The following is a 13,398-nucleotide window of genomic DNA, read 5'->3' as shown; positions in this document are numbered from 1 at the left end:
AAACCGGAGTAAACCAATAAAAACCTAAAAGCAATCATTCTATATATTCTATATAACTGATTGATATACAGGTTATTACAAAATTAGGTTTTAGATTTATCTAATAAAGTATAGGAGAATATAAAGAATTTTGCTGTTTTTTTATAACAATTTAATACAATGTGGTAATATAAGGTGGTCTTTGAAAAATGTATTAAAATTGTTTCTAACTTTGCCACTACGGAATTGGTAATAAGAAGGTTACAAGATTCTGAAAGATAATTTAAAAGAATAAAAGAGGTTAAAATACAATTTCAGGAAATCGGTACCAGGGAAAGAATCTGGTTTTAGTGCAGAAAGAGAAAAAGTAAGAACTTAACCTAACAGGCGTATATGAGGCACTTTTAGAAGGAAGTAGTAAGGTCAGTTTTAGCTGACTGATTTTTAAACGCTTAAGCTACTCAATTATTATACAGAGCTTAAGAACTAAGCCAAACCTTTTACAAAATCCCTTTATTAATTTTTCCAAACATGAAGTTTAACACCAAATATATCGTATTGCCATTGCTAGTAGGTTTCATCTCAACCGCTTGTGAGAAAACAGAGATGGATGAAATCACCCCAAGCGCTGAAGTAGCATCTACTTCTAACCTTTCTACCAACCTTATTTATGAAGAAACTATGGAAGGTTCTTCTCCCTTCTCTACCGCACACGCCAGAGAAGTAGGGGATTGGGATTATGCATTGCAGTTCGTGACTAATCCGGTATGGAGAGGAACCAAGGCCGCCCGTTTTGAGATTAGAAAAGACCAGCCGTTGGTGAAAGACGGTAAAAGATCTGAGTTCACCATAGTGAAAGGTGCAGATGGTCACATTACCAAGAACACCTGGTACTCTTTTGCGGCTTATTTCCCTTCTAAAGGATACGAGTATGACACTGAGCGCGAGATCATCAACCAGTGGTACCAGAGCGGTAGCCCGTCTACCACTATCAGAACGCAGAAAGATAGAATCACTTTTGAGGTAGGTAATACGCCAGAAACTAGAGTAGTACATGATTTAGGAGCCATCAAGAAAGACGCCTGGACTGAGTTTGTATTACACTTCATTCACTCGCATGGTTCTGACGGACTTGTTGAAATCTGGTTGAACGGCGTAAAAGTGAAAACCATCACTGGTGGTAACATGTATGATGACGTATTGCCAAAATGGAAAGTAGGTCTTTATAAGTCTGCCTTCAAATATGATGAGACCATTGTAACCAACCGCGTGCTTTACCTGGATAACATTAGAGTAGGTAACGCCAACGCTACTTTTGCTGACATGACTTCTGGTATTGGTTCAGGTACTACTTCTACCACTACTACCACTTCAGGCACTACCACTACCAGCGGCACTACTACCACATCTGGTACAACCACTACTTCTGGTACAACTACTACCTCAGGCACTACTACCACTACCTCTACCACTGATGTACAGAAAGTAGTAAGCTTCACGCTGGTGAACGCCTCTACAGACAAAGACATCATGACTATTACTAACGGTAGTGTGATTGACCTAAGCAACATTGGCACTAATAAATTCAACATCAGAGCCAATACAGCTAAGACAACCAGCGGTGTAGTGAAGTTTGTAATGTCAGGTGCTAAGAGCGACACTAGACTAGATGACGTAGTTCCTTATGCCTTGTTTGGCGACAACAGAAATGGTGACTACTATTCTTGGAGCGCGGGTACTGGTTCTTATACCTTGTCTGGAACAACCTACACTGGTACTAAAGACAAAATTGGTTCTGCCACAGCACCAGCGTACACCGTCAACTTTACCATTCAGAAATAAGGATTAGCTGTCTAATCCACACCTGAATACCCATAACAGATACTAAACCCTTTAAAAAGGAGCAGCCGGCAGGTTGCTCCTTTTTTGTTTTACGCCAACGGGGCGCAGGTAATTTATTGCTAGAAATAGTGAGTCGTTTTTGGAGTGGTTTCCAGAAAACAGGCCAAAAACGACGGGTTGTCCATGGTCGGGGGGAAGGGTAAATGGGATGCAAGGTGGTCATTTCTTCAACCTTGTTAGCGTAGAATAGAAACAGGAAAAACTTTATACCACAAAGACAGCCATGTTTGCGTAGAATATTGAGTACCAGTAAAATATTGGTGCGGTGGCAGTGAGTGTTGATGCCTTCCCTCAGAAATTCTTTCTACCCTATGATACTATATTCTAACGGAATGCTTCTTTTGCAGATGCTGTTGGCGGTTTCTTGCGCAGGCAGGAATGGAGAGGACCTCAAGGCCGGCGTATCTTCAAAACCAATGGTTGGCAAAACGACCACCGGCAACCTGCTGTTTGAAGAGACTTTTGAACAGGGAGCTCCTTTTGCGAGTGCGCACGGGAAAGAAGTAGGCGACTGGGACTATGCACTGCAGTACGTGAGCTCACCGGTTTTTAAAGGAACAAAGGCCTGTAGATTTGAGATAAGGCAAGAACAAGCTTTGGTAAAAGACGGCAAGCGCGCCGAAGTAACCGTTGTAGGGCCAGTCACGTCAAAGGAAAGGTGGTATTCCTTCGCTGTTTATTTTCCGGCAGAAGGTTTTGCCAAAGACACCGCCCGTGAAATTATCTCTCAATGGTACCAGCGGGCAGACAAGCATCTGGGGGAGAAGTCTGCCAGCCCCGCCACGGCGCTGCGCATCAACAAGGACAGGTTTATTTTGGATACCGGCTTCAATGCAAACTTGGTCTCAAATGGAATAACTCCTGAAAGCAAGAAACGCATTGACTTAGGCGAAGTAACCAAAGACACCTGGCATGAGTTTGTCTTCCATTTTGTACACTCCTTTCATGAAGACGGCCTGATAGAAGTCTGGCACAACGGTACCAAGATTCTCACGCACAACGCAGGCAACATGTACAACAACGCAGTCATGCCCAAATGGAAGATTGGCCTGTACAAAGCGGCGTTCAAGAGCGGCACGTCTGCGGTGGCTAAGCGCGTGGTTTATTTTGACAACATCAGAGTAGGCAATGAGCAGGCCACCTATCAAGAGATGGCCCCAAGCTCAGAAACAGTACCTGCTAAATAGCAAGATGCTTCGTTTTTGGCCTGTTTTCTGTAAATCAGGCTAAAAACGAAGGAGCCTCGGTTTGCTTTTTGTAAGCTGTCCGAGGCTCCTTCGTTTTTAGCTAGGTGGTCTTGATTCTCTACTTTTCAAGCAGAACCTTGATGTGTTGCATGCCAGTATTGGTTTTTAGGCGGGCAATGTACATACCACTAGAAAGCCTGGAGCCGTCTAAGGTCACTTTGTTTTGTTTGCCCTTGGTGGCATTGCCTTGTAGAAACTCAGTTACCTGTAATCCTTTGCTGTCATACAGGCCAATGGAAAAATCACTGTCTTCTGCCAGAGAGAACGCAATGGTACACATCATGTTAAACGGATTTGGGTAGGCCTTCAGCGTAAAGCCAAGCGCGTCTACGGTCAGTACGCCAGTAGCCTGCAGATTTATGGTGCCAACGTTGGTGGCAATGACAATAGACTCTGGCGCATTTGGGTTGTTCTTGGCCGTAGATGGATAATTGTACTGCCCCGCCAGCAAGGTGCGCGGCGAGTCAAACAAGATGTTCTTGGTAGAGGACTCGCGTTGCAGAATGTCTCCGCCTCCTTCATCTCCGGTGTAAATCACTTTGAGTTTGTCCTGTGCCTCGTTCAAGATCACAATGGGACGGGTGCCGGTGCCAGAAACCTTGTACATATCTTCCCATACACCGTAAGGCCTGCGCACCAATAAGGCTATTTTGGTGTACCCGGCGGTTTCAAAGGAGGTCTTTACGGCGGCATACAGGGTGCCGTCACTGGCGGCCGTCATGTTTAAGTGGTCATCGGCCATGCCGCCTCCCACGTCCAGGGCTGATTTTTGGGCAGGTACCTCGTCCTCAGACCAAGCCTCTGGCGAAGCATTGTCATCATGCAGCTTAAACCCAAACCGCTTGGTGGCAATGTTAGACCAAAGCACTCCAATCTTGTTAATGGAGGGCAGCGCTATGACGCCAGACAAATCATCTGTGCTGGTGCCGGTAGCCAGGGTAATGGGCTCACTCCAGGTAGCGTAGGGGGCATCACTCCACTTTACGTAGATTTCTTTGCTTCCGTCATAGGCAAGCCACATCCTGCCTTTGCTGTCTACGTCTATGGTGGCTACTTCTACATTGGCATCAAGAGGAATGACGGTTCTGGTGGGGCGTTGGGACCACAACTGATAGGTGTTGTCTTTGGGGGAATGTTCTAGGGAGATAAGGTAAGAAGCATTGGTTTCTCTAAAAAGCAGGATGTGCGCTACATTGCCTACTACCTTGCAGTCTGCCTTGGCATAATCTCCGGGGAGTAGGAGTTGTAGTTTGGTCCAGGCGGTTCCGTCTAATCGCCAAAGGTGCGTCCCGGCGGCATCTGGTAAAATGCTCCAATATTTTCCCTCATAAAACCACACCTTTGACTGTGGCTTGTCTCCTGTGTTGTTAGAGATGCCTATGGGCTGCAGGACTTTAAAAGAGGAAAGCTGGGCTGCTACAGGCAGGTAAATGAAGGCAGAAAATATAAACAGAAGCGTAAATTTTCTCATGGTTTCTTGTTTTAGGACGCGTGGGGTTGCTAGAGGGGGAAAGAAAACAGTGCTTATACTGGGGCAGTTTGGGGGAAGCCATGCCAATAGTAGTACAGCACTGTGACGGGAAGAAGTATGAATTTATATATATATACGTATTAAAAGACATTTTTGTGAGTGTTTTTGCCGAAAATTGTCAGGTATATAATCTTGATATCCAGCCACAATGACCAGTTTTCTACATACCACAGGTCATGGCAGGTGCGTTGGTTTTTTTGCTCTTTAGTGTCTGTGGGTCCGCGCCAGCCGTTTACCTGCGCCCAACCGGTGATGCCTGGTTTAAAATAGTGACGCACCATGTACTTGTCTTCGGTTTCTTGCAGGTGCTGGTTTAAGAAGCTCCTATGCGGTCTGGGTCCTACCACGCTCATGTCACCTAACAGCACGTTCATAAACTGCGGTAACTCATCCAGGCTGTATTTTCTGAGAATGCGTCCCAGTTTGGTGATTCTGTCATCATTGGCCTGGGTGGACAGAGTACCGCCCACTGCGCTGTCATTCTCCCGCATGCTTCTAAACTTGAATACCTTAAACGGTTTACCAGACTTGCCAATTCTAACCGGGCAGTAGAGTACCGGGCCCGGAGAGTCTAGTTTGATGAGGGCGGCAATCACCAGAAATACCGGAGCCAGCAGTAGTAAAGCTGCCAGGGCAAATACTTTGTCAAAGGTGTTCTTTAAAAGAAACGCATAGGTCTCATCCAGGGGCGTCTGCCGCACGTTGACAATGTCCATGGAGCCCACGCGGGTGGCCTTGTAGTTCTTTCCAAACAGATTTTGATAATCTGGGATATATTTTACTCTAATGCCATAGTAGTCAGCGGTTTCTAGGATGCGCTTTACTTTTTTAGACGTCTTGACCGGCAGTGCAATCACAATTTCGTCTACCGTGTTGTCTTTCAGGTAGTCTTTAAACTGCTCCAGGTTAGAGACAATGTTCTCCTGCTGTACCTCGCAGGCCTCGTTTTTACATTTTACAAAGCCTTTAATCTGATAGCTGGAGTCATGGCAGTTGTAGAAATGCTTTTGTATGTTTTTGGCCGTGTTGCCGATGCCCGCTATAAGGGTGTATTTGGGCTTTTGGTCTAAGGCAAAGTTCTTGAAGGAAGTGAAAAAAGGCGTCTGCCACTGGGTAGAAGAAGATTGATTACCTTCTTTGATGGGCACAAGCGGTTTTAAAAAGGAGAGTGACAGTAACTCAATGGGCGTGGTGACATGATCAATCCACAAAAAAGTGAAGGGGTAAATAGCGTAATGGTTAAATAAAATATTGGAATATATATATATAAGTGTTAAAAAAATGAATGAAATAATAAAATAGATAGAAAACTTATAAGGACTTAAAGGTCTTCTATAAGATATAAGCGTCATGAGTAAATAAGTGAGACAGAAGATAGAAACTAGGCTGCTTAGGGCCCAGTTTGAGTTTTGCGTGTATTGGATCACAAAATACAAGCATAGAATTGCCAACAGGCCTACTGCTAGGGAGAGCGTCTTTTTAGATAAGAAAGAGCCAGTATATGGTATTAATCTGTCTTGTAAAGAAGTAGGTATAGGCTGGATCATGGGTACTCAGGTTAAGACGATAGACTACTGAAACAAGAACTATAATGACCAGAATAGGTCCGCAGGTAAGGGAATCTAAGAATTGCAAAACCAGACAGGTTTCTTGAGCTAATACCACAAGGAAGAAGGGCGTTACTGCTGCTAGTGTCAGTAAAAACTAGCCAGGTAGTAAACCAGCCGCCATAAAGCGGGGCAGGTTTAGAAGTCTGCAGGTCTTGCCAGGCTTAAAAAAAGCCAGCAGTGCAAATGCAACCGCAGGGTGTACATGAGCGCGTGGCCTCATGTTCAAGCAGCAGAAAGAAAAATACGAGGGCCATATAGAGACAAGCCAGGTAATGAATAGGGTGTATTCACTCACTGCCGTTTAGGTTTTTCTCACCGGTTTGTCAGTGAAAAAAGCTTGGCTAATATGTAAGAAGAGTCTGCGAGGATCAAGCTCCTCACCAGAGGGTGCGCTCAGATACTAATCTGAGTAAGTAATAGGGAAGAGGTTTTTCATAGAGTAGCATCATTTGTTTACCAACTGCAACTTGCCATTCTCACAAAGGGGGCTAATTCTGGAGTACTGTTAAAAAGTGGCTCCGTTCATTACGCGTTATTCCCTCACAACACTAGTGCCAATAACTCTAAAATTCAGACTGAAGATGAAATGAAGTTCGGGTAACCGGTCTTTGCAATTACCCTGTTTGATTGTTGATATAGCTCTGGCTTAAAAGTACTCTTGTTGCCTTTTGCTATATACCCTATATACTAAGATTTCCTTATAAAGTTGTGAGCATTTTTGACAAAAGCGACAAATACTAGCAAAAACGATTGAGGTTAATACTTAGCTTAATTCAATCCTTTTCTTTTAACAATCCAATGTATAAACAATAATTGAAGATGGTCTAAATGGGGGTTAAGTATTTAATACCTGATATATACGGGAAAGATAATTTTATATAAGATGAATTAGAGGTTATAAAAATATGGCTTGTGAGGAAGGGGTTTGTTTGAAAATAAAGAAGGGCGTTTGATAGAAATATATTAGTCGTGTCACTAATTACCTACGAAATCAATTAAAGGAATGGTGAGTTTAATGAAGAAAACTAAAAATAATACAGGCAGCTCCCTAGTAAGCCAAGACATCCCTTTGGTTATCCTTGGCAGCTAGTAAGAGGGAATTGGCCAACAGCGCACTTTCATATGTAACGTAAGAAGCCAATTGCCCCTGCGTCATCTGTTAATTATGAAATAAAGATTCTCTAGCTGTTCTTATCATACAAAGACTCCAGCGCTTCTTGCAATTGGTTGTACTCAAAAGTGAAACCAGTCTGCAGTACTTTATTAGCGCTCACCCGTGACCCACCTAGCACAATCTCACTCATCTCGCCTAACATCAACTTTAACCCGAAGGCCGGGACGTTAGGGAAAACCAAGGGCTTGTGCATGACAGCGGCCAGCGCCTTAGTGACTTCTTCATTGGTGCTAGGATGCGGAGACACCGCATTGTAGACGCCCTGCATCTGCGCATCTTCTATGGCTTTGATGAACAAGCGACACAGGTCGTCAATATGAATCCAGGACATGTACTGCTTTCCTGAACCCAAGGGCGCACCGGCCAGCATTCTTATGGGTTTGGCAATCTGCGGTAAAGCCCCGCCTTTGTTACTCAAGACAATGCCAATCCTATAAATGACGGTCCTTATGCCCAAGTTGTGAACCTGCCAGGCAGAGTGCTCCCATTGCTTGCAGACCTCGGCCAGGAAATCTGAACCATAAGCGCTTTCCTCCAGCATGAGCTTGTCGCCAGAGTTTCCGTAAATACCCACCGCCGACGAGGAAATAAAGCCCTTTACATGATGCAGCACTTTGCTCAAATACTCACACAGCACGTGCGTACTTTGCGTGCGGCTGTGCAGAATCTCCTTCTTGCGAGAACCTGACCATTTCTCGTCAGAGACGCTGGCGCCAGCCAGGTTAATGACATAGTCTGCGTATTTGATGGCATTTTCATCCAGACAGCCTTTCTTCAAATCCCACTTAAAGGTTTTGTAGTGCGCGTACTTGTCTGGGTTGCGGCTGAGGTGGGCTACTTCATAGCCACTGTCAATCAGCATCTCTGACAGACGCGTTCCCACTAAACCCGTGCCACCGGCAATCAGTATTTTCTTTCCTGACATGTTGCTTTCTATACGATCTGCGTTCACCGTCATCCTTCGCTTCTGCTAAAATCAGCTAAGGAAAGATAACACCACCTTTTTAGAGGAGGCGGTGCACTGGAAAACGCAACTAACGTTTGAAAAATTCATCTTCTGAAAGTTTTACATCAGCTTTTGTTGTGGCGTATGGCCTGCATGAATTCAAGGCGGTACGCATCCTGCTCAAACAGCCCCGAGTACTCAGAGGTAATGGTACTGCTGGTCACGTCGTTCACGCCGCGGCTCATCACGCACAGGTGGTCTGCCTCTATCAACACGGCCACGTTCTCGGTCCTCAGGACATCACGCAGTTCCTGGGCAATCTGGCGCGTTAAACGCTCCTGTACCTGCGGCCTGCGGCCATAATACTGCACAATGCGGTTGAGCTTAGACAAGCCTATTACGTGCTCATTAGGAATGTAGGCTACGTGGGCCTTGCCAATGATGGGCACAAAATGGTGCTCACAGCTGGAATATAGAGTGATGTCCCGCTCTACCAGCATCTGGCGGTAGCCGTAGCGGTTCTCAAAAAGCTTGGCGTGGGGTCTGTTCTCGGGCTTAAGGCCGTCAAAAATCTCCTTCACGTACATTTTGGCTACGCGGCGGGGCGTGCCCTTCAGGCTATCGTCTTCCAGGTCAAGGCCCAGAAGCTGCATGATCTCTTTAAAGTGGTACTCAATGCCATCTATCTTCTGCTCATCCGTCAGGGCAAAGGCATCTGGGCGGAGCGGAGTCTCCAAAGAACCGGTTAGGTGGTCTTCCTCAGGATCCTGATCATTGTCCTCCCGTCTATCCATGGTATTCAACAAAGTTTCTTTCGGTTTCAAATAAGGTGACGGACAAAGCCAGTTTTTCTGAGAGGTGGGGGCGCAGGCGTTGCCAGATGACCATGGCAATGTTTTCGGCGGTGGGGTTCAGATGTTTGAACTCGTCAGTGTCCAGGTTTAAGTTTCGGTGGTCAAATTTATCTAAAATTTCTGCTTTAATCAGCAGACTCAGTTTTTTCATGTCATAGACGTAGCCCGTGTCTGGGTCTACCGGCCCCGTCAAACGCACCACCAGCTCATAGTTGTGCCCATGGTAGTTGGGGTTGTTGCAGAGGCCAAACACCCGGGTGTTCTGTTCCTCTGTCCAGGCAGGATTATGCAGCCGGTGGGCGGCGTTGAAATTCTCTTTTCTACAGACGGTTACGTTCATAGTGCATCAAACAGGCAAATGGCCAATTAGGTTTTTAAGCCATAGCCGGGTCAAAGGTAAAATTTTATACGGCTCTGGGCCTATTCTGATTTTTTGCCTAATTTCAGGATTGAATACTTCAATACAATAAGATGAAAGGCAAACGTACGCACATGAAGGCAGTAGCGCTGGTGTTCATGCTTTTAGGCATGGCAACAATGGGTTGGGCACAACAACGCTCAACGGTAGACGAAAAGGAAGTAGATATCAATGGCATTGTCCGGAAGGGGCAGCGCATCATGATTCAACTGGACAACAAAGTGGTGGAGAAGGCCTGGGCCTCTTATTTGAAGGAGAAGTCTGGCGGCACCGTGAAGGGTCCATCTATTCTACCTACCGCCAAAGCACAGGCAGGCAAAGGCGTGTACACCGTAGAGAAAGCGCAGATAGACACCATCACTACTAATCCCATGCGCATCATGTCTAAGGTAGAGGGCTCTGACCAGGGCACCATGGTCTGGTGGTCTTTGGACTTGGGCAACGCCTACCTAAGTAAGAAAGAGACTACCAAAGAATGGGCCCGCTCTGAGGCCTTGCTACAGCAGTTCGCGCGCCAGTTGTACAAGCAGGACGTACAGAACCAGATAGCTGATGCCGAGAAAGTACTGGTGAACTCCCAGAACGAGGCCGACCGCGTAGTGCGCCAAGCCGACGAGATCAAATACAAGATCACCAAGAACCAAGCCCGCAAACAAGAGCTGGAAGCCGAACTGGCCGCTAACGCCAATGAGTTAACACAGCTGAACCAAGACGTAGAAAACAACCTGAAGCAGCAGGAAGCGGCCAAAAAGCAAGTAGAGAACATGCGCCGTGCCGTGGATATTGTGAAAGCCAAAATGGACAAAATCATCTAAGCATAACTTACTCAACAAAAACGGTCGGGCCCGATGTTACTGTAACATCGGGCCCGACCGTTTTTAGGCTGTTTTCCGGAAATCAGGCCAAAAACGACCTAGTGCTTCCATTGACCAAACTTGCCCTGCTGATAATCTTGGTAGGCTTGTCTAATCTCCGCCTCAGAGTTCATCACAAACGGTCCCTGCGCCACCACCGGCTCATTGAACGGCACCGCGTGCCCGAACAACAGGATGCTTTCCTCAGAGGCTTTTACCTCTAATTCCTCGCCGTCATTGTTAAATTCCACCAGGTTCCTATAAGGCACCTCTTGCCCATTCACCGTGAGCGAGCCTTCGATGATGTAGAAGAAGATGTTCCGCTCTGCCGGCACAGAAACCTTCAACTCTCCGCCAGGCTCAAAATAAATAGTGCTCAAGAGAATATCCGTCACCGTGTCAAAGGCGCCTTTCTTCTCTCCCCAAGTACCAGAGATTAGGTTGATGGTCACTTTCTCATCCTCTAAAGAGAAGCTGGGGATGTCTTCTTTCTGCAGACCTTTGTACGCCGGTTCCATCATCTTGTGTTGGGCCGGTAGGTTCATCCATAGCTGCAGAATCTCCAACGGTCCGCCTTTGGCTTTGAAATCAGAAGAGGAAACCTCGGCGTGAATCAAGCCACGGCCCGCCGTCATGTACTGCGCCCCACCGGCCGTAATCACGCTTTCGTGGCCGCCGCTGTCTTTGTGCATGATGTCGCCTTCCAGAATGAACGTCATAGTCTCCATGCCCCTGTGCGGGTGCGGCCCGAACGGCAACCCATTGTTGTTAGGCTTGTAAACTTGGTGCCCATGGTGGTTCAGAAACAAGAACGGGTCAATCATCTGCAGGCTTCGGGACGGAAGCGGCGAGTAGGTGATTAAGTCTGCGATGGGGGAGTATTCTGCTTTATGGATTTTCTTGATGGTTCTCATAGTGACTGGGTTGAGATGGGCTTACAACTGTAGCGAAGATAGACGGCAAAAGGTTTTTATGTATATGTACGTACATAAAAAGCGGTGTATTGTTTTTGAAGCATCGCAATTGCATGAGCCCTCGTCGTTTTTGGCCTGTTTTCTAGAAAAGAAGCCAAAAACGGAGCCTCACGTAATTACCCTAATTGTCAACCGTAAAACAGAAAAAATCCCCTTTCAACTTTATCAAAAGTTGAAAGGGGATTGCAAAATGAGCATATTTGATTAGTTGCTTCTAAAAGCCTTAAACTGGTTGATGAGTCCGTTGGTGGAGCTGTCATGTGACGTAACGGGCTCCTCATTCAACAGCTCAGGCAGAATCTTGGAAGCCAGTTGCTTGCCTAATTCCACGCCCCATTGGTCGAAGCTGTAGATGTTCCAGATGATACCCTGCACGAAAATTTTATGCTCGTACATGGCCAGCAAGGCGCCCAAAGTTCTCGGGGTTAGTTGCTTGAACAAGATGGAGTTGGTGGGGCGGTTGCCTTCAAACACCTTGAAATCCTTCAGGGAGTTGATTTCCTCCTCAGATAAATTCGCGGCGTGCATCTCTTGCAAGACTTCCTCCTCGGTTTTGCCGTTCATCAAGGCCTCGGTCTGCGCGAAGAAGTTGGCCATCAGTTTTGGGTGGTGGTCGCTTAGCGGGTTGTGGCTGACGGCCGGGGCCAGAAAGTCACACGGTATCAGTTTGGTGCCCTGGTGGATGAGCTGGTAGAAGGCGTGCTGGCCGTTGGTGCCGGGCTCGCCCCAGATAATGGGACCGGTCTGGTAGTTGACAGGCTGGCTATTGCGGCCCACCGACTTGCCGTTGCTTTCCATATCGCCCTGCTGGAAGTAGGCGGCAAAGCGGTGCATGTACTGGTCATATGGCAATAGCGCGTGTGCCTCAGCCCCGAAGAAGTTGTTGTACCAGATGCCCAGCAAGGCCAGAATCACCGGCGCGTTCTTTTCAAACGGCGTCTGCTTAAAATGCTGGTCCATGGCGTGCGCTCCGTCCAACAAAGCCCTGAAGTTCTCAAACCCAATCGTACAGCAGATGGACAAACCAATAGCCGACCACAAGGAATAGCGTCCGCCTACCCAGTCCCAGAATTCAAACATGTTCTGCGGGTCAATGCCAAACGCAGAGACGGCCTTGGTGTTGGTAGAGATAGCCACGAAGTGCTTTTTGATATGCTCCTCGTCCTTTGCATTCTCTAAAAACCAGGTACGTGCGCTGTGCGCGTTGGTCATGGTCTCCTGGGTGGTGAACGTCTTGGAGGCAATCATGAACAGCGTGGTCTCGGCGTCTACTTTCTTCAGCGTCTCGGCTATGTGCGTGCCGTCCACGTTTGACACAAAGTAGGTGGTGATGTTAGGCTTCTGATACGGCTTCAAGGCCTCCGTCACCATCACAGGCCCCAAGTCAGAGCCACCGATGCCGATGTTCACAATAGTGGTGATAGGTTTGCCGGTATAGCCTTTCCAGTTGCCAGTAATAACCTGTTCAGAGAAGGCTTTCATTTGGTCCAGCACGCGGTTTACGTCGGGCATCACGTCCTGGCCGTCCACCATAATGGGTGTGTTGGAGCTATTGCGCAAGGCCACGTGCAAAACCGCGCGGTCTTCGGTGAAGTTGATTTTCTGGCCAGAGAACATGCCGTCAATGGCTTGCTGCAAACCGGTTTCTTGGGCCAGTTGCAATAGCAGTTGCATGGTTTCCTGGGTCACGCGGTTCTTGGAGAAGTCAAGCAGAATGTCCTCAAACGTGAGGCTCAGTTTCTCAAACCGCTGAGAGTCCTGCTGGAACAAGTCCTTCATGTGCTGAGCCTGCATTTGGGTATAATGCGTCTCTAGTTTCTTCCAGGCTTGGGTAGTGGTGGGGTTTATAGCGGGTAACATAGTTTCAAATTTGTGTCTGGCGCGAAGTTAACAAGAGATTGAATAGAAA

Annotated in this window: 10 protein-coding genes; 3 read left to right on the top strand and 7 right to left on the bottom strand. The window is 46.9% G+C overall.

The features are described from left to right. Nucleotides 1-510 precede the first annotated feature (510 nt). Both ABD880_RS09580 and ABD880_RS09575 read left to right on the top strand, forming a co-directional pair. The gene (locus ABD880_RS09580; RefSeq protein WP_345165100.1) at nucleotides 511-1,821 is read left to right on the top strand and encodes a polysaccharide lyase family 20 protein; all 1,311 of its coding nucleotides are present in this window, start codon (nucleotides 511-513) and stop codon (nucleotides 1,819-1,821) included. A gap of 371 nt (nucleotides 1,822-2,192) precedes the next feature. Beyond that, entirely contained in the window at nucleotides 2,193-3,068 is an 876-nt protein-coding gene (locus ABD880_RS09575; protein ID WP_345165097.1) for a polysaccharide lyase family 20 protein, read from the top strand. Between the two features lie 118 nt (nucleotides 3,069-3,186). On the opposite strand, the gene ABD880_RS09570 is transcribed toward ABD880_RS09575, so the two are convergent. The 5 genes from ABD880_RS09570 to ABD880_RS09550 form a co-directional block, all read right to left on the bottom strand. Then, nucleotides 3,187-4,599, bottom strand: coding sequence for a T9SS type A sorting domain-containing protein (locus tag ABD880_RS09570; protein WP_345165094.1), 1,413 nt, complete (start codon nucleotides 4,597-4,599; stop codon nucleotides 3,187-3,189). 140 nt (nucleotides 4,600-4,739) lie between these two features. After that, nucleotides 4,740-5,870 carry an exopolysaccharide biosynthesis polyprenyl glycosylphosphotransferase gene (locus ABD880_RS09565; RefSeq protein ID WP_345165092.1) on the bottom strand — a complete coding sequence of 377 codons (1,131 nt, stop codon included), beginning with the start codon at nucleotides 5,868-5,870 and terminating at the stop codon, nucleotides 4,740-4,742. A 1,580-nt stretch (nucleotides 5,871-7,450) separates the two neighbouring features. Continuing rightward, the gene (locus ABD880_RS09560; protein WP_345165089.1) at nucleotides 7,451-8,368 is read right to left on the bottom strand and encodes a TIGR01777 family oxidoreductase; all 918 of its coding nucleotides are present in this window, start codon (nucleotides 8,366-8,368) and stop codon (nucleotides 7,451-7,453) included. Nucleotides 8,369-8,514: 146 nt separating this feature from the next. Next, nucleotides 8,515-9,183 (bottom strand): GTP cyclohydrolase I FolE, encoded by a 669-nt coding sequence (gene folE, locus ABD880_RS09555; protein WP_345165086.1) that lies wholly within the window; start codon nucleotides 9,181-9,183, stop codon nucleotides 8,515-8,517. Continuing rightward, the gene (locus ABD880_RS09550; RefSeq protein WP_345165083.1) at nucleotides 9,176-9,583 is read right to left on the bottom strand and encodes a 6-pyruvoyl trahydropterin synthase family protein; all 408 of its coding nucleotides are present in this window, start codon (nucleotides 9,581-9,583) and stop codon (nucleotides 9,176-9,178) included. Before ABD880_RS09550 ends, folE begins: the two co-directional genes overlap by 8 nt. A 131-nt stretch (nucleotides 9,584-9,714) precedes the next feature. Between ABD880_RS09550 and ABD880_RS09545 the strand changes: the two genes are divergently transcribed. After that, nucleotides 9,715-10,476 carry a DNA repair ATPase gene (locus ABD880_RS09545; protein WP_345165081.1) on the top strand — a complete coding sequence of 254 codons (762 nt, stop codon included), beginning with the start codon at nucleotides 9,715-9,717 and terminating at the stop codon, nucleotides 10,474-10,476. A gap of 98 nt (nucleotides 10,477-10,574) precedes the next feature. On the opposite strand, the gene ABD880_RS09540 is transcribed toward ABD880_RS09545, so the two are convergent. Further along, nucleotides 10,575-11,429: a pirin family protein gene (locus ABD880_RS09540; protein ID WP_345165077.1), complete on the bottom strand. Its 855-nt coding sequence runs from the start codon at nucleotides 11,427-11,429 to the stop codon at nucleotides 10,575-10,577. A gap of 264 nt (nucleotides 11,430-11,693) precedes the next feature. Next, the gene (gene pgi / locus ABD880_RS09535) at nucleotides 11,694-13,349 is read right to left on the bottom strand and encodes a glucose-6-phosphate isomerase (protein ID WP_345165074.1); all 1,656 of its coding nucleotides are present in this window, start codon (nucleotides 13,347-13,349) and stop codon (nucleotides 11,694-11,696) included. Between the last annotated feature and the right edge of the window lie 49 nt (nucleotides 13,350-13,398).

The organism is Nibribacter koreensis (assembly GCF_039541795.1).
GTDB lineage: Bacteria > Bacteroidota > Bacteroidia > Cytophagales > Hymenobacteraceae > Nibribacter > Nibribacter koreensis.
The sequence above is the reverse complement of the archived record's forward strand: the minus strand, read 5'-3'. Positions and strand labels throughout refer to the sequence as shown.

Excerpts from the sequence above, each read along its gene's own strand:
- ABD880_RS09545 (WP_345165081.1), top strand. The coding sequence starts at position 9,715 with ATGAAAGGCAAACGTACGCACATGAAGGCAGTAGCGCTGGTGTTCATG.
- ABD880_RS09570 (WP_345165094.1), bottom strand. The coding sequence starts at position 4,599 with ATGAGAAAATTTACGCTTCTGTTTATATTTTCTGCCTTCATTTACCTG.
- ABD880_RS09560 (WP_345165089.1), bottom strand. The coding sequence starts at position 8,368 with ATGTCAGGAAAGAAAATACTGATTGCCGGTGGCACGGGTTTAGTGGGA.
- ABD880_RS09580 (WP_345165100.1), top strand. The coding sequence starts at position 511 with ATGAAGTTTAACACCAAATATATCGTATTGCCATTGCTAGTAGGTTTC.
- folE (WP_345165086.1), bottom strand. The coding sequence starts at position 9,183 with ATGGATAGACGGGAGGACAATGATCAGGATCCTGAGGAAGACCACCTA.
- ABD880_RS09540 (WP_345165077.1), bottom strand. The coding sequence starts at position 11,429 with ATGAGAACCATCAAGAAAATCCATAAAGCAGAATACTCCCCCATCGCA.
- pgi (WP_345165074.1), bottom strand. The coding sequence starts at position 13,349 with ATGTTACCCGCTATAAACCCCACCACTACCCAAGCCTGGAAGAAACTA.
- ABD880_RS09575 (WP_345165097.1), top strand. The coding sequence starts at position 2,193 with ATGATACTATATTCTAACGGAATGCTTCTTTTGCAGATGCTGTTGGCG.
- ABD880_RS09550 (WP_345165083.1), bottom strand. The coding sequence starts at position 9,583 with ATGAACGTAACCGTCTGTAGAAAAGAGAATTTCAACGCCGCCCACCGG.